A 16,802-nucleotide genomic window follows, 5' to 3' on the forward strand; every position below is an offset into this window, starting at 1 on the left:
ATTTATCTTATGTGACTGTCTATGTCTAAATCCACGTTCGAATCAAAAGATACTGATACATCGTCGACATCCTCTAAAAACACTCAGTCACTAAGCATTCACTCATCAAATATCACCCCTGCCAAGATTGATTGGCAGATGGATGATACGGGTAATAAAGTGCCTGTATCGGGTGAGTTTGGTGATGTTTACTTCTCAAATGCTGATGGTTTAGCGGAATCGCGTCATGTATTTTTGGCGCACAATCAATTGCCTGAACGACTGACCAATCTTGCGCCAAATCAATGCTTTACGATTGCTGAATTGGGCTTTGGTACTGGACTGAATTTTCTCGCTACGTGGCAGCTATGGCGACAGCTGCGGGATATACACCCTCAATTAGCAACTGCAAAACTGCATTTTATTAGCACTGAAAAGTTCCCGATACCTCGTACCGACCTTACCCAAATACTTGCCTTATGGGGACAGCGCGCGCCTGAATTGACAACACTGATTGAGCTATTATTAGCGGCCTATCCGTCTCTTATCGCGGGCTGTCATCGTTTGAGCTTTTTTGATGATAATTTGACCGTTGATATATGGTTGGGTGACGCAGCTGAGAGCTTAGCCAAACTATCAAGTAACTCTTCTAGCTCGCATGTACCTTATGTTGACGCTTGGTTTTTAGATGGTTTTGCGCCCTCTTGCAATAGTACCTTGTGGGCGGATAGTATTTTTGCACAAATGCAGCGTTTATCACGCCCCAATACAACTGCCGCCACCTATAGCTGTGCCGGTATCGTCAAACGTGCGCTGCAAGATTGTGGCTTTCAGATTAAAAAAGTGAAAGGCTTTGGTCGTAAGAACGAAATGCTAACGGCGATCATGCTGGATACCATAAATTTAACTGACAATAATAATGGCAACAATAGTAAAGACACCAATAGTAAAGACATCACCTTTTACAATAATGCTAGCACCGCCGCGCCCGACAACGATAGCCAATCTGCCAAACCCACTGACAACCTGCCCGCCCATAGCATTGTCATTGGCGCTGGCGTTTCGGGGCTATTAACGGCTTGGTCATTGGCCAATCGTGGTATTCAAGTCACCTTGTTAGATAAATCAGCACCCTTGGCAGGCGCATCAGGCAACCCTCGTGCTCTGCTCGCTCCCAAGATGACGCCCATTCATCATGTCGATGAACATTTGCATACCATAGGCTATCTCTATAGCAGCAGGCTATATCGATGCTTAAATGTAGACGCTAAAAAATCAGGATTAGTGCCAATACTTGAACCAACGGGCGCTCTTGATCTGCTTATGAAAGCCAATATTGGCACAGAGCAAATCGCTGATTATCCCGATGAGATGGCCACCACACTATCCCATGAGCAGGCGCAAACTGTCAGCGGGTTAAAAACACAAGATTTATCAGAGAATTTGTATTTACCGCAGTCTGGCTTGGTCAATCCGCAAGCATTAAAAGATACTATCCTAATGCATCCACTCATCCACTTTCAGCAAGTAGACGTTAAGAGTATTAGCGAAACAGAAGAAAGTGTTTGTATCGAAGGCAATAATCAGGATAAGCAGACGATATCCATTAGCGCTGATAATGTGGTCATTTGCGCAGCTTTTGAGAGTCATCAACTGGACAAGCGTATTTTTGATTGTCGTAAAATTCGTGGTCAGCTTTCTTGGTTTACGCCCACAACCGAGCAGCTCACCATATTGCCCAAAATACCGCTTAAATACAGCGGTTACTGTGCGTTATTTACCGCGCAAACAGGCGATGCACAATTGAACGATGTTGTAGAACAGCAATCTCAGTTTTTATTAGGCGCAAGCTTTATACGTAATGATACTGACATAGATATCCGCACAGAAGAGCATCAGATTAGCCGCGACAAACTAGTGACTGCCATTCCCGAGATGGACTCGATTATTCCAACAGATATTAGTTTGTGGCAAGGACGGGCGGGGATTCGCACGCAAACGCCTGATTATCATCCTATCGTTGGAGCGTTAGCAGACAGTAAACGAACTTGGGTCATGAGTGCCATGGGAGCTAAGGGGTATGCCATCGCACCAATATGTGCTGAAGCGCTAACAGATATGATGTTAGGAGCATTTCCCCCCTTATCAACAGCGATGCTTGCGCGCCTGTCGCCAAATCGTACGCGTTTACAAACACCGCTTACTTGAAATTTTTAGTCAAAGGTTTAATCACTGCCTTCCATTCTAGATTTAACCGCACCAAAAAGTGATTTTCCAGTGTCAGAGTCGCGGGACTCTTGATGACCAATTTTAGTACTACTTTGAGTGTCAGTCGTAATCATTGGTGCAGTTAAAGTGCAAATCTGTGCTTCGTCACGGGTGTTTTTTTGGATGGTCACTGCAGCAAATAAACTCATGGTAAATGCCATCATATAAAAGCCTTTTTCACTTAAGCTTAAACTTCCCGCATTCATCAAACCAATCGCGATTAGCGCAATGGACAATCCAAGAGCCGCCCAGCTGATTAGATAATACATATTGGTTGTTGGAATACCTTCACTACGATCACGAAGGGTTTTTTGCAAACTAATTGCTGAATAAAGACCTAGCGCCAGCACCGCTATATAATAGCCTTTTTCATTTAATAACATACTCTGTGCATTCCATAAGCCAAGTAAATACGCTAGGACCCCACCAACATCACCGCCCAAGAAGTCCCGACATAAGCAGTAGTTGGTTTATAAGCGGCTAGCTGACTCTTAGTAATCGTGTCATTATTCATCATCTTCCTTAATTAGAAATAGGCAAGCACTTAGTCGTAAAATATATAGTCGTAAAATACATAATAGCGAGATAAACAGTAGCGAGATACAACTTTTATCGACCGCTATTTTGCCTTAACATAACACAAGCATGTTATATTGTAATCTAAAAACTTTTTTTAATAAATAGCATTTTTTATGACAGAGTCCCGAAATGTCTTTTTTTACCTTACTCATTTTGCTTAGCCTAATTGTTATTGTGCCCATATTTTTTGTGATGAAAGAAAAGTCTAAGCACACACAGATTGCTTCTATACAGCGGCATCAAGAATACTTGGCTTCTGCGAATCTTGTCGCTACCCAGTCTAAAGCAGAGATGACTGTAAACAACGAGGTAAATCATGAGCGAGCTAACGGGCTCAGCATGATTAATTTTTCAGCTCGACATCCTTTTATCAAGCTACTTTATGACGAGCAAGTACCTAAGGCGTTTCGATCTGTGATGGATGATATTGGACAACAATATGAGTCTACCCATCATGAAGAAATCACTGAATCACAGCTATTTACCCTCAATAAACTCATCACCACACGTGTTCCAGAATTGATGGGCGACTACTTGAGCCTCGATCAACATTATGCCAAAACAGCCATTATCGATACCGACAAACAAAATACCAGCTATGACATGGTATTAGATCAATTAAATTCGATTTTAGACTTTTCTCAAAAGCTCAATATTCAAAGCCAAAGTGGCGTTGTAGACAAGCTACTTGCCAGCCGTCGATACTTAGATGACGTGTATAAAGAAAGCGGTATGGCGGCCGACAATCTAAAACTGAAATAATAATGCCTGTAGATAGTAAGCAAGAAATTGATAGTAATAGCAGATGACGGTCATATTTGACTTTGAGGGATAAATAATTCTACGTCGTTCACTATACTTTAAACAAAAACTCTGCCAATGGGTAGCCGTATGATTATGAAAATCGATGCTCTTACAATTGCAAAATCAAAACCCTTTTTTCAAGCGATTTCTGCTATTTTTTAAGTCTCTCACTATTGAGTGCTTGCCAAAAAACACCAGAGCCTGAGACAGATAACGAAACAATCTCTGAAGCGGCGGTACAAACCACACCCGTGACTACCAATATTAATGTTGATACGACCGCTGATAATGGTGATGATATCGCAAGTTCTGAAGTAAGCTCAGAACAAGATGTAAGCTTAACTGAGCTAGAGAATGACCTTGGTGCAACAGACTCGGCAGTAAACAATACTGCACCAAATCCAGAACAAGCCATTAAAGGCGCGCAAATTACTGATGTCCGTTATAAAAATGCGGCTGGTGAATCACTCTCGGTCGTTTTTGAAACCTCAGCAGCAGGCGTACTCAACGCTATCGTTAGCCTACCTAATAAACCAAAAATGACACTAAGTGCACCAGAAGGCCAAGGCAATAACCCAACTTATCGATCAAGCGATGGCGGTATCCAACTGGTCAGTCATGCTGGTGGTGGTACTATCGACCTTGTCCAAAATAACAAAATCACTAGCTTTGATGCAGTCAGTGCCGAAGCAGAAGTCATCACTGAGTAATTGATTAAAAAATACAGCTTAGCACCTTTAAAAATTTACATAAAAGAAATCTCTTAAGCATTAAAAAGGCGGCAAATATTTATGATATTTTCCGCCTTTTTTAATGCTATTAACTTTTCTCTAGCCAAATCCAGTTACCTTGCCAAACAGACTGACCAGCCAACTGATTACTGCCCACAGTCCCCAACCAACCACCACAACGATCAATCCCAATAGATCAGGAATGTGCAAATACAGCCATGCAATGATAGGATTGTGCCAAAAAGCGCCAAAACGGCTACGCTGTTTGTCTTCTAGCGATTGATGCAAAAACGGCCGATCCATGTGCATCGTTTCAGTAATGCCATATTCATCGTGCAGATGCTCATGCACGATGCCTAAAGTCTTACGACTGGGGCGAATAAAAATATCGAGCAGCGTGCCAATACCCGGTACGATACCAACGACCATATCAATGAGTGCCAGTCTGACCGCAGGCGTCATTTTATGCGCTGGCACACCCAGCTGACGCCCTAATACAAAAGCATAGCTGGTTAAAGCCAGTCCTGCTAAATCTCCTGCCAGCGGAATCGTCGAAAGCGCCGCATCTGCACCCATGCCTTGTTTGGTAAAAGGCACACGTACCAGCGAATCCATCGTATTAGCAAACTTAGCCAATTTACGCTCGGTGGCGATCACTTGTTCGCGTGTGAGCCCATGCTCAGCTAGCTTGGCTTGATAATCGATGACAGGTGCATTGGCATCAGAAGATTTTTTCGCTTTTGACTTTGAAAGCTTTTTGAAGTTATCCATTAAAAGTCGTCCATAGACAAGCGATTGCAATGAGAGCAAAGACGTAACGCCTACCCATATATTGGCTAAAAACGCCTGAAAACAGGCTCTTGCATTACGAGTAGCACAAGCGCTATTTTGCTTAGCAAACATCATCGCCACTAACGCCAAGCCAATACTGGCGTCAGGCCTAAGCTTGTCGGTGCAAAGTAATGCCAAATGACCGCGCCCATGATAAGCAAAACACAATGTATTGTAGCAGCGAGACATAATCACATCATAGCGACCAAATAATATCGCCGTTGATTTGACCCCGATTTTTAAATCATCTTCACGGTCAGCCATAGCATATTGGGTATCATAAGCCACGTCACACAATATAAGCGACAAATAACAGCCAACACCAAATATCAGGCGCGCCTTGTATCGCCACATACGCCATCGGTATCGCCCAACCAAACGCCGCTGCTAAAAATACTTGCGGCAAATGGGTAAAACGCTTCATAAATGGATAAATGAATGCCAATAACACTGCGCCAAGCGACCAGTAAAATACGGCTATCGGCAAAAAGAACAGCAAACTGGCGCTGAGTAATACCAATACTAAAAAAGCAGCGATTGCTTCTTTAGCAGACAGACGCCCATCAGCTAATGGACGTCCTTTGGTGCGGGTCACATGACCATCGACCTTACGATCGGCAAAATCATTGATCGCGCAACCTGCCGCCCGCATAAAAATTGCGCCAAGCGCAAAAATCACCAACATCTTAAGACTTGGTAGACCCGCACTTGCACCTTGCTGTTGCGCTTGACCCATCGCCGCCAGCATTACGCCCCATAGCGTTGGCCATAATATAGCTCAATACCTACTGGTTTATCAAAGCGCGTCAGCTGCAGGTAAGCTTGTAGTTTGTCGTTAAATGTCATGGCTTTTTATTATCATTAATAGAAGGTTTTTTTGTGCGTGTTTGCCTACTTTTTCGGCAGCTCTTATATGAAGTGCTATTACATTGAATTATTAATACATTGGCGAGCTACTGAATTTGCTGCCACAATTTGTTGGCCTCGATGAGCGACAGCTCAGGATATTGTTTGCGTAAGGCTTTAATGGCAGGGATTTTGTCTTTTTGTGCGGCTTGTTGACGCAAAAATGCCACATAATCTTCAGGACGACTGAACTCTTTTAAACGGGCTTCTAGCCTTAATATTCGGGTGCGCAACATGATATTTATTAATAATAATCCTGCACCCATGATCCAAATAATTAGCGTCGACATTCCCTGCTCCTAAATCCAATCACTCTTAATTTTACAAATATGGAGTTGCTAACTGCGCACTCTAAGCTCAATAACTGAGTTCAATAGCTAAGCACAGTCATTATCATAAAAAATGGCTATTAAACAAAATAACCATCAAAGCGTACGGCTTCGTTATGCCAGCTCTCACTTGGTTGTTGATGCGCAAGTAACGGCGCAAATTGTGGACGCTTAACGACCACGCGCCCCTGTGTGTTTGTGTTTTGTCCCTTTTGACGGACGACTGCTTGCGCACTTTGTAGCAACTGTTCTTCTTGTTCTAGCGTTGGGGGGCTAGCCAATTGGTGTAAGGCTTGCATGTGCTTGCCCACTTTAGCGCCTTTACCCGTTTTGCTATCTTGATAACTGTCTTCCGGAAACATCGGATCCAGATACACCACATCGACTGCTTTCATATCGATTTCTTTAGTATCATCTATCGCATCTGCTGCTAGAGTTGCAAAATAGCCAAGCGCATCGGTATTGATAATATAGAGACGACTCATCAGCTTTTGCCAATTTGCTAGCCCACTCATACGCTGCTGCTCTACTAACAATAACAATGCCATCAAGGGCTGTTGCTCGATCATAATGACCTGTGCGCCCGTACTGGCTAATATCAAACTGTCATGACCAAAGCCTGCTGTGGCATCGATAACCTGACTGTCAGATGTGATTTTGACTGCTTGTAATAATAACTCAGACTTACGCCCCGTGCTCACCACACGGCGTTGCAGCTTATCCCATTCTGGTGCAACGCTTAACCCATCGCTCAGCCATGATAGCTTATTTTTTTCATCCAACAACAAGATAGGTTGGGTAGCTGCCTGGCTTAACTGCTGGCGACGTTTTTGACTAAGCTTATCGGTAAACAGCTCAAGGTGTAAAATAATGGGCAGCTGATGTGCGATTATCAACGCTTGTATATCTGCAACCTGACTATGCTGCGACTCGCTGACATAGTATAGTTGGCAGTTCATAATGTTACTACTCTCTTTGAACCCTTGGCGTGAAGCGGTCATCTCTACTTTCCTATTCGCGGCTTATAGACCCAATCCTACAATCGGCTCTAGCCTGCCATTTGATAACCAAAACCCCAAGCCGCTATTAATACAATGATGCCAGTAATAATGCGTAACCATGCAAAGATTTTAAAATCACGACGACTGACCCATTCTACTAGCAAACGGATACAGAGTAAGGCGACGATAAATGACACCACCGTACCTATACCTAATACCAGCCAATCCTCGCTATTGGTCAATACATCATGATGCTTCAGCAAATCCAATATGCCGCGCCCACGATGACTGGAATACCCAAAAAGAAAGAAAATTCAGCGGAAGCTTTACGTGAAACGCCGAGCCATAGCGCGCCGATAATTGTCGCACCTGAGCGCGATGTTCCCGGTATCAATGCCAGACATTGCAGCAGACCAATCATCAACGCTGTTTTTAGACTGACGTCTTCTGCTTCTTTCGCAATAATCGTTTTAGGGCGATTTTCTACATAGAATATCAATAAGCCACCGATAATCAGCATAATTGCCACGACGATGGGATTGAATAAATATGATTTAATCTCATCAGCGAAGGTGAAGCCAACGATCATCACCGGAATAGTCGCCACAATCAAGCTAAGTCCTAGCTGGCGTGGATTACTCATGCTTTCAGCTTTGCCTGTCAGCAGACCCATCAGCGCTTGCCATAGTCTGTCCCAGTAATCATAAATGACCGCTAAGATAGCGCCAAGCTGCACCACTACCACAAATAAATCGACTTTTTCTTTGGTCCAAAAGCCCATCAAATCCGCTGATAAAATCAAGTAGCCAGTGCTAGAGATTGGTAAAAATTCAGTGATACCTTCAACGATACCCATGATAACAGCTTGAATTAATAAAATGATATCCACGATGGCTTTCCTAAATATGGATCTATTGGCTAATAGCGTTTTAGAGTATTTTTATATTTTGTATAGCGCTGATAATGGCTGGCATTAATATGACGGTTACGCCTTACCTTGTTCTTTAAGTGTTTTCCACGCTTGATTGCGCAGATACTTTGGTAACGCTTGCGAGGCTTCTGTGCCGCCTGTCGCCATAAATTGAGCAACACCAAGCTGCCCTATCACAGTAGCGTCAGGGTGAATATCTGCCTGAATGATCTGACCGTCGTGTAATGTTAATAACGGCGCACCATTGCCAGCAATGGGAATATTAAGCACGGTCTGGCTGTCATAATCGAGCAACTGCTCGGTATCTTCGCCATTTCCTTGATTAACCGCCTGCATAAGGTTGTCTATTAGCACATATTGCCCAAAATACACTTGCTGCATACGCGCATCAAGGGCGCTATACACTTCGGTCACACCATATTTTTGATACGCTGCTTGCGCAATCGCTTGTAAGCTTGAGACTCCGACACAAGGAATATCATGGGCGACAGACAATGCTTGTACTACTGCCGTATTAATCCGTATGCCACTAAAGGCACCAGGACCACGGTTAAATATCAAGGCTTGTAAATCAGCAAGGTTGAGCTTAGCCTCGGACAAAGCGGCGTCAATCATTGGCAGAATTTGCTGGGTTTGCTGGCGTTTACCCGTCTCCGTATGACTCGATAGCACTTGACCACTGACATCTAAAATCGCGATCGAACACTGATCAAACACGGTATCCATTGCTAAAAACATCATAACCTCGGCCTATTGACTTAGCATTATAAAACAGCGCCTATCATAGCATTTAGGATAGGCAAATTTTATTAATTTCTAAATTTTCATACTTAATCCATCAATATTTATGGGAACATGACAGACATAAAAAACCCCAAAGCGACTTGCACCTTGGGGTTTTCATTAAGAATTGAATACTATAGCAATCTAAGCATCTATCAATTAAAAACGGGTTTTAAACTTTTTTGGCGCTTGATTCTGCATTTCCTGCATTTGTTTTTGCATCTCTTCGGTGCTTGGCATGTTGTTTGGATCCAGACCCATCTGCTTAGCCATTTGTTGTGGATTTACATCCTTGACGCCTTGCTGACCGCCGCCACCAAATAAAGGACCGCCACCGCCGCCACCTGCAGCACCGCCACCCATTAGCCCTTGCATCGACTTCATCATTTTACTGATGCCTTCAGGCTTGGAGATCATTTTTTCATTTTTGCCATTTGCTTGTGTTGTTTGAGCAAACGATTGACGTCTTGAATCTCACGTCCAGAACCTGCAGCAATACGGCGCTTACGGCTTGGATTAATTTTATCGGGATTTTTGCGCTCAAATGGCGTCATCGAATTAATCAACGCTTCCATCTCACGTACTTTTTCTTCTGGCTTGGCATCCTCGACCGCTTTTTGCATATCCGAGCCGCCCATACCTGGCATCTTATCTAAGAAGCCTGCCATGCCTCCCATGCTTTTCATTTGTTGGAACTGGGTCAATAGATCCTCAAGGTCGAAATCACCGCCCTTTTGCATCTTTTTCGCCATTTTTTCGGCTTTATCACGGTCGATTTTTTGTTCAACTTCTTCGACCAAACTCAGTACGTCACCCATACCAAGAATACGTTGAGCGATACGTTCAGGATGGAACAGCTCTAACGCGTCTAATTTTTCACCGCGACCTAAAAACTTAATTGGTTTGCCAGTAATCGCACGTACAGAAAGTGCCGCACCACCGCGCGCATCACCATCAGTCTTAGTTAAAATCACACCCGTTAATGGCAGCGCATCATTAAAGGCTTTGGCAGTATTTGCCGCATCCTGACCCGTCATCGCATCGACGACAAATAACGTTTCAGACGGATTGACCGCTGCAGTTAACGCCTTAATTTCAGCCATCATAGTCTCATCGATAGCCAGACGACCAGCGGTATCAATAATCAAAATATCTTGGTACTGAATCTTTGCTTCTTCGATAGCACGCAGCGCAATATCAATCGGGTTTTCGTCGCTACTTGAATTAACAAACTTGGCATTCACTTGACCTGCCACTTGCTCAAGCTGAGCAATCGCCGCTGGACGATAGACGTCAGCGGATACCAGCATCACTTTTTTCTTATGGCGCTCTTGTAAAAACTTCGCCAATTTACCAGCCGTGGTGGTTTTACCCGCACCTTGCAAACCAGCCAATAGATAAACAACTGGTGGCTTACCCGTCATCTCAAGCTGCTGATTAGCACTGCCCATCATCTCAGTCAGCTCGTCATGGACGATTTTGACAAAGGCTTGCCCCGGTGCTAACTCTTTGAGTACTTCTGCACCAAGCGCTTGCTCTTTGACGCGCTTTACAAAGTCACGGGTGACGGGTAGCGCGACGTCGGCTTCTAGTAGCGCCATACGCACTTCACGCAGGGTATCTTTGATGTTGTCTTCGGTCAACTGCCCAGTACCGACGATATTGCGCAGGCTCGACGATAAGCGTTCTGTTAAGGTATCAAACATAAATAACTCTCGGTTAAAATAATTCTTGGTGAAAACAATATTTACTTAAAATAATGCTTACTTAAAATAATACTTAGTGAAACTGGCTTCAGCTCAAATAGCGGATAAATATTCTTAGGGAATACTGTAAAGTATTTAATCGTATCTTCATAAAAACAATGATAAAAAACAGTATATTATCAAAACTATAGCACCAAGACGACGCCAAAATTATAATGATTTTGCAAATACAGCATTACCAAAGCTTGGCGCGGCGCTTTATGACTTATAGACAATCGCTTTACAAGCTAGGCATATGAGCGCTTATTCAAGCAAACTTGGCCAAGCATTTATAAGGAATAAGCAAGTTGGTGCTCAATTGGCACCCATTTTATGATAAATTGGACGATTATTCTAATCATTCCGATAATACCACTTTAGCATTAAATTGAGCGGCTATTTTGCGCTCAGTATGAGATGAGGCATTATATCTGTGCACTTTGCATTCTTACTTGCTAGCCTAGCCTATATCTTAGTCAGCGCTTACCTTAGTTGGGCACTGACTCGGGATAAGCCTATCCATAAAGGCATCAGTTTGGGATTATTGATGGTCGGCATGCTCGCGCATGCGGCGCTACTTTATCCTTATGTTGTTACGCTTTACGGGCTAAACTTTAATCTTTTTAATATCATTAGTCTAATCAGCTTATTTTTTGTTCTTCTATTTTTTATTTTGTTTGTATCGCCCTATCGTCAGTCTGGGCATACTGGCAGCGCCAACAGCATTGGTAGGGTTAACAATTGGCTATATTGGCCGTGCGCCTTATCAACCCATTACAAATATCAGTATTGGGCTTGAAGCTCATATATTACTATCACTTGCCGCCTATTGTGTGCTGCTGATGGCAGCGGTGCAAGCGCTATTTTTACGCCTACAAATACGCGAACTCAAGCACCACTCTATTCATCGTTTTTGGGTGAATAAACTACCGTCACTACAAAGTATGGAGAGTCTATTATTCGATATGCTATTGGTCGGTTTTGTCCTACTAAGTATCGCATTGGGCATTGGCTTTATCTATGTAAAGGATTTGATGGCGCAGCATATTGTGCATAAGACCGTGTTTAGCCTGCTGTCTTGGTTATTGTTTGGGGCGCTACTGGTCGGTAACTGGCGTGCTGGATGGCGGGGCAAACGTGCCGCCAATATGACTATCTATGCTTTTATCCTATTAGCCATCGGCTTTGTGGGCAGCAAGTTTGTGTTAGAGATGCTGATATAAAATCAGCGCTGCAATAGCAATAGGTCCAGAAAAAAGCCGTGAGTATTAATGAATAATACTCACGGCTTTTTTTAACCTTCTGTTAACCAGCACTTCTCAATTTGAACTCGCTCTAATTAAATGCTAATTAAAAACCACGGTTTTATTACCCGCTACAATCACGCGGTTTTGTACATGCCAGTTCACAGCGCGTGCCAAGACATTACGCTCGATATCACGACCAATAGCGCGCAGCTCCGTCACACCTTGACGGTGAGTGACTCGGTGTACATCTTGCTCAATGATAGGGCCTTGATCAAGCTCAGCGGTGACATAATGCGCGGTCGCGCCGATGAGTTTCACACCTTTATCATAAGCCTGACGATAAGGATCAGCTCCCACAAATGCAGGCAAAAATGAATGATGAATATTAATGACTTGCATCGGCCATCGCTTGACAAAATCAGACGATAATATCTGCATATAACGCGCCAACACTAGCAAATCATTGCCTTCCATCAACTCATGAATTTGCTCTTCTGCCTCTGATTTATTGTCTTTGGTCACTGGCACATGATGGAAAGTAATACCGAAGTTCTCTACCGATTGGCGCAAGTCTTCGTGATTACTAACAACAGAGGTAATCTCGCAGTCAAGTAAACCTCGCTGATGCCGCCATAACAAATCCAACAATGCATGATCAAACTTTGATACTAAAATGCCAACTTTTGTCTTAATCGCATTATCATGTAAACGCCAAGCCATGTTATGGCGCTTGGCTACCGTATGCGCAAAACTGGCTTCAAAATTCTCAATAATCTCGCTTAATCCTGCTAAAGCAAACTCTAAACGCATAAAATATTGACCACCCTCATGAGCAGTTGAATACTGATCGAGAGTAATAATATTAGCACCATAGCGATGAATAAACTCAGATACCGCTTGCACAATACCGGCTTGATCGCGGCATTTAATCAATAGCGTGGCAGTATCGATTGCCGTCTTGTTAGACAGGTTACTAGATAGTTTATGAGATGAGTGTTTTACTGAAGTAATCGTTGCAGTGTCTGACATAGTGCGCCCAATCAAAAAATTAAACTTGCTACTGACTTTCAATACGGTCATTAGCATAGGAAACCGACTATTCTAATCGCTTTTACCTAACTTTGCTGACTGAGTTGGTTTTTTTTAGTTATTAAGATTCATAACGTAAAAACCCCCAACGCGAGGTTAGGGGTTCGTTCTAAAGCCTAAAGCAACTATCCAATAGTATAAGTATAGCTAGTTACATTGCCATTTGGTGAAGTGGCAGTAATCTTAACCTCATCCGTTGCCTGACAGTTTTTCAGCTTAAAGGTTGTAAAAGTACCCAAGTTATCACCCGGCATACCAGTTGCTAAGTTAGCAGGTACTTTAGTAACACCTGATAGGGTAGCCTCACAAGTATTATTTTTGCTTTCTACACTAATGTCGCCTATAGGTGGATTAGTAGTAAATACTTGTGAAGTTCCCGTACCGTTACTACCAATAGGAACTAAAAACTCTTCATTACCAACTTTTACAGTAACTCTTGATCTTGGATTAGCATCCAAAACCTCAATGAAAAATCCATTTGCGACACGTTCAATTGTAGCAGTTGGATTTGCAGAAGTTTGGTCAATTGCTGAACCAGTTATCGTTGTACCAGAAGGCATAGGATTTAAGTCGTAAAAACCACCGCTATTCACTCTAAATGATATGGATGTGTCACTACTAAAAATAGCTTGAGGTGTTCGAACTGTAAAATTACCACCTTGATCTAAACTTCCCACAGTGAAACGCGTATCGTTACCGTTAGACAGCAAAGTAACAGCTTGATAACGTACTACCGTATCTAAATCAGTGTTACAGCTATTTACTTTGTTGGGTGAAACGAACTCATTGATATACCTAGATTCGTACTGACGTTTTTTCAAATCAGACAATGATGGAAATTTTAAATTGATGTACTTATCAATATTATTTTCACATGCATTGCTTGCCCCAGTTGTCAGTGGATAAGTAAACTCACCAATCTGAAAATCTCCGCTTTCATTATCGTCACGGAATGTATCACCGATATTATGAACTAGTATATCAACACCTTCATCCCAAGCATTGTTTTCGTTCATATCGATGTAGTCTTTTTCACCTTCAGCAACTGCTAAAATACTTACGCGTCCATCACCTGGACGCGGGTTTTGCGTTGTAAAGGTGACATCACAGTTACCATCAACTGTGGCACAACTAGAGGTAACCTTGCCGCCTTCGGCAGTAAAGTTAATTACTGTGCCATCGGGCACTTTATTACCATTACGATCCACCATTCTTGCATTGATTTGAGTACTATCGCCATCATAAGACCAATCTAAAACGTTCTTCTCCCATGATAAAACTAAGGCCCGTCTGAGTGACTCGTGAGCTGGCTACTGTGTTTTTGACAAAGCATTTATTAATGGGTCATCTACTAAAGATACTTCAATCTCTACTGGCCCAGGCGTTGTACCAGGGAATATAGGCACAATAATCTGACCACTAGCATCAGTGGTTGCTACATAAGATTGCTGGTTTCTATTTGGTCCAAAAGTAAGACCAAGGGGTGATTTCTCTAAAGACACTCTGACTTGTTCATTTGCCAGGGTAGTAGATCCAGAGTACACCGTAAACTCAGCTTGTCCTGTAGAAGATGAGCCACTACCGCGAATACCTAGACTGATGTCATTAGAAGTATAGATAATTGATGTAGCTTCAGCAGAGGCAACAGTAACTGTCGTTGACTTAGTTTTATTACCTGTGCAGACATACTAACTGGACCACTACATAGTGTGGTATCTAAATTAATGGCTTTAAAAACTGCTTTAATCATCCCTTCACTATCAGAGGTAACTTGTTCTGGTATTTGACCACAGCTACTATTGAGGTTTACTAAAACACCACTTAGTACATCACCTGCTTCATTAGTAACTTTTAGACTGATAGGCGTTTGGCCTCCTGAAGCCAAGCTACTGGACCCAACTGTTATTTCTGACAAAGTAACATTTGTTGCCTGAACTGAGAAAGTTGTCTCCGTTGTAGCGGTTTTCTGCTTATAGGTTACATTCGCTGAGATAGTATATGCGCCTGAAACCTCTGCATTATTAGGTTTCAAAAATATTTGCGCTATACCTTCTGCATCTGTCAAAACTGCGCCTGATGTTGTTTGAGAAAGATTTATCCCTTCTGCATCAATATCGAAAACAACTTTCGCATTTATAATAGGGTTTTTAGCTTTATCAACAACCTTTATCTTGTAGTAGGCTCCTTCTAAGCTAATTGAGTTTATGATATTACTATCAGCATTAAAGAGTGCACCTTCTACAATATTGATTTCCCCAATAGCTTGTTCACCGTCACCTGTACCAGGCTGCTCTACACCCAAATCAGGCGCTGGCGCAATTGTATCTGTACCATCCGCCCCACATCCTGCTAATGTTAAAGCCAGTGATAACGCTGTCAATTGAAACAACTTAGAAGAAAGTGGGCGTGAACTATATGACATGTTTTGGACTCCGCGTCAGCAGTAATTTATTCGAGCAAATAAACAAAAATCATTACACAGAATCATAATAGATTGGTAATGATACATAGATTTACATTAATACCCGTTGTATTAACAGATTGTATTAAATATATAACAGCAACTTTACTGACTTTGTCATAACTTACAACTAAAAATTAATTTTTACTATTAAATAATCAACAACATAGCCAGTGAATTTCAGGGTATAATAGCCATCCTTTAGATCGACAATAATCATAAAAATATTTGAGTATTCATCACTTTTATGGTATAAATGTCGGCTTTAAAATTTTCTGAATTGGTACGCTTGTTATTTGCCTTTAGATAACAGCAATATCAACTCAACATTCATATAGTTTTGTTTGGTGCAAAGCTGCCGCTTGCTGTGTCCATGCCGCAAAAACGTGCAACTTGCCCAGACTGGTATGAGAAAAACTCATACCTCATAGATTAGGAGTTCGCCATGTCTCGAGTTTGCCAAGTGACTGGAAAGCGCCCTATGGTGGGTAATAATGTTTCGCACGCAAAAACAAAACCCGTCGTCGCTTTCTACCAAACCTTCATAACCATCGTTTTTGGGTAGAGTCTGAAAATCGTTTTGTACGTCTACGTGTGTCTACCAAAGGTATGCGCACTATTGACAAACTTGGTATCGATAAAGTGTTAGCAGATATGCGCGCACAAGGTCAAAAAGTATAAGTTAAGACTGGCAGCTTAATATCTCGATAATTTTCGTCGTTTAAGCTGCTTTTCTGCTACATCTTATGTAGCTACTTAATATTTTAGATCCGTACCTATCGTTTGAAGACCCCTCATTTACAGGAAAGCTATCATGAGAGATAAAATTAAATTAGTATCAACAGCTGGTACTGGGTATTACTACACACTACTAAAAACAAACGCACTATGCCTGGCAAATGGAAATGGAAAATGAGAAATTCGATCCAAAAATTCGCCAGCACGTGATGTTAAAGAAGCTAAAATCAAATAATTGCTATAATTTATAGAAATATTTTCATAAATACTTTCTATAAATAAGTTATTTGAAAAAAAGGGTATATCAATTGATATACCCTTTTTTATGCTACTTTTCATGATGATTATTTTAATTGACTACTAGCCAGCTTAACAGCAAC

Annotated in this window: 11 protein-coding genes and 6 pseudogenes; 6 read left to right on the top strand and 11 right to left on the bottom strand. The window is 42.1% G+C overall.

All coding sequences use genetic code 11. The features are described 5' to 3' along the window. Nucleotides 1–21: 21 nt before the first annotated feature. Nucleotides 22–2,187 carry a tRNA (5-methylaminomethyl-2-thiouridine)(34)-methyltransferase MnmC2 gene (gene mnmC2 / locus G7Y90_RS00115; protein WP_443548349.1) on the top strand — a complete coding sequence of 722 codons (2,166 nt, stop codon included), beginning with the start codon at nucleotides 22–24 and terminating at the stop codon, nucleotides 2,185–2,187. Nucleotides 2,188–2,204: 17 nt separating this feature from the next. Here mnmC2 and G7Y90_RS00120 read toward each other — a convergent pair whose 3' ends face one another. Further along, nucleotides 2,205–2,630: a YiaA/YiaB family inner membrane protein gene (locus G7Y90_RS00120; protein ID WP_250163069.1), complete on the bottom strand. Its 426-nt coding sequence runs from the start codon at nucleotides 2,628–2,630 to the stop codon at nucleotides 2,205–2,207. A gap of 325 nt (nucleotides 2,631–2,955) precedes the next feature. Here G7Y90_RS00120 and G7Y90_RS00125 point away from each other — a divergent pair, with 325 nt between their 5' ends. Together G7Y90_RS00125 and G7Y90_RS00130 are read left to right on the top strand one after the other, a co-directional pair. Next, on the top strand, nucleotides 2,956–3,588 hold the full coding sequence (locus tag G7Y90_RS00125; protein ID WP_250163070.1) for a hypothetical protein: 633 nt from the start codon (nucleotides 2,956–2,958) through the stop codon (nucleotides 3,586–3,588). A 215-nt stretch (nucleotides 3,589–3,803) separates the two neighbouring features. Beyond that, entirely contained in the window at nucleotides 3,804–4,340 is a 537-nt protein-coding gene (locus G7Y90_RS00130; RefSeq protein ID WP_250163071.1) for a hypothetical protein, read from the top strand. A 120-nt stretch (nucleotides 4,341–4,460) separates the two neighbouring features. Here the strand turns inward: G7Y90_RS00130 and G7Y90_RS00135 are convergent, their stop codons facing one another. The 7 genes and pseudogenes from G7Y90_RS00135 to ffh form a co-directional block, all read right to left on the bottom strand. Further along, nucleotides 4,461–5,132, bottom strand: a complete 672-nt coding sequence (locus tag G7Y90_RS00135; protein ID WP_250164030.1) for a DUF4112 domain-containing protein — start codon at nucleotides 5,130–5,132, stop codon at nucleotides 4,461–4,463. Nucleotides 5,133–5,246: 114 nt separating this feature from the next. After that, nucleotides 5,247–5,940: pseudogene (locus tag G7Y90_RS18290) on the bottom strand (4-hydroxybenzoate octaprenyltransferase); the annotation flags it as partial. A gap of 205 nt (nucleotides 5,941–6,145) precedes the next feature. Beyond that, nucleotides 6,146–6,388: a hypothetical protein gene (locus G7Y90_RS00145; RefSeq protein ID WP_087815087.1), complete on the bottom strand. Its 243-nt coding sequence runs from the start codon at nucleotides 6,386–6,388 to the stop codon at nucleotides 6,146–6,148. A gap of 119 nt (nucleotides 6,389–6,507) precedes the next feature. Next, entirely contained in the window at nucleotides 6,508–7,428 is a 921-nt protein-coding gene (locus G7Y90_RS00150; protein WP_250163073.1) for a class I SAM-dependent methyltransferase, read from the bottom strand. 47 nt (nucleotides 7,429–7,475) lie between these two features. Next, nucleotides 7,476–8,317, bottom strand: a pseudogene (locus G7Y90_RS00155) (undecaprenyl-diphosphate phosphatase). A gap of 96 nt (nucleotides 8,318–8,413) precedes the next feature. Continuing rightward, complete coding sequence (gene tsaB / locus G7Y90_RS00160) at nucleotides 8,414–9,097, bottom strand: tRNA (adenosine(37)-N6)-threonylcarbamoyltransferase complex dimerization subunit type 1 TsaB (protein WP_201502804.1); 684 nt, start codon at nucleotides 9,095–9,097, stop codon at nucleotides 8,414–8,416. A 204-nt stretch (nucleotides 9,098–9,301) separates the two neighbouring features. After that, nucleotides 9,302–10,848: pseudogene (ffh, locus tag G7Y90_RS00165) on the bottom strand (signal recognition particle protein). 456 nt (nucleotides 10,849–11,304) lie between these two features. On the opposite strand from ffh, the pseudogene G7Y90_RS00170 reads away from it, so the two are divergent. Continuing rightward, nucleotides 11,305–12,110 (top strand): annotated as a pseudogene (locus G7Y90_RS00170) (cytochrome C assembly family protein). A 123-nt stretch (nucleotides 12,111–12,233) separates the two neighbouring features. Here G7Y90_RS00170 and purU read toward each other — a convergent pair. The 3 genes from purU to G7Y90_RS00185 all read right to left on the bottom strand — a co-directional run bounded on the left by purU (nucleotide 12,234) and on the right by G7Y90_RS00185 (nucleotide 15,645). Then, nucleotides 12,234–13,163: a formyltetrahydrofolate deformylase gene (gene purU / locus G7Y90_RS00175; protein WP_227678896.1), complete on the bottom strand. Its 930-nt coding sequence runs from the start codon at nucleotides 13,161–13,163 to the stop codon at nucleotides 12,234–12,236. A gap of 185 nt (nucleotides 13,164–13,348) precedes the next feature. Further along, a complete protein-coding gene (locus G7Y90_RS00180; protein WP_250163075.1) occupies nucleotides 13,349–14,434 on the bottom strand; it encodes a hypothetical protein in 1,086 nt (361 codons plus the stop codon). 380 nt (nucleotides 14,435–14,814) lie between these two features. Further along, complete coding sequence (locus G7Y90_RS00185) at nucleotides 14,815–15,645, bottom strand: Ig-like domain-containing protein (protein WP_250163076.1); 831 nt, start codon at nucleotides 15,643–15,645, stop codon at nucleotides 14,815–14,817. Nucleotides 15,646–16,129: 484 nt separating this feature from the next. On the opposite strand from G7Y90_RS00185, the pseudogene rpmB reads away from it, so the two are divergent. Both rpmB and rpmG read left to right on the top strand, forming a co-directional pair. Beyond that, a pseudogene (gene rpmB, locus G7Y90_RS00190) lies at nucleotides 16,130–16,365 on the top strand (50S ribosomal protein L28). A 133-nt stretch (nucleotides 16,366–16,498) separates the two neighbouring features. Beyond that, nucleotides 16,499–16,673 (top strand): annotated as a pseudogene (gene rpmG / locus G7Y90_RS00195) (50S ribosomal protein L33). Nucleotides 16,674–16,802: the final 129 nt, after the last annotated feature.

This window comes from Psychrobacter sp. WY6 (genome assembly GCF_018448495.1).
GTDB lineage: Bacteria > Pseudomonadota > Gammaproteobacteria > Pseudomonadales > Moraxellaceae > Psychrobacter.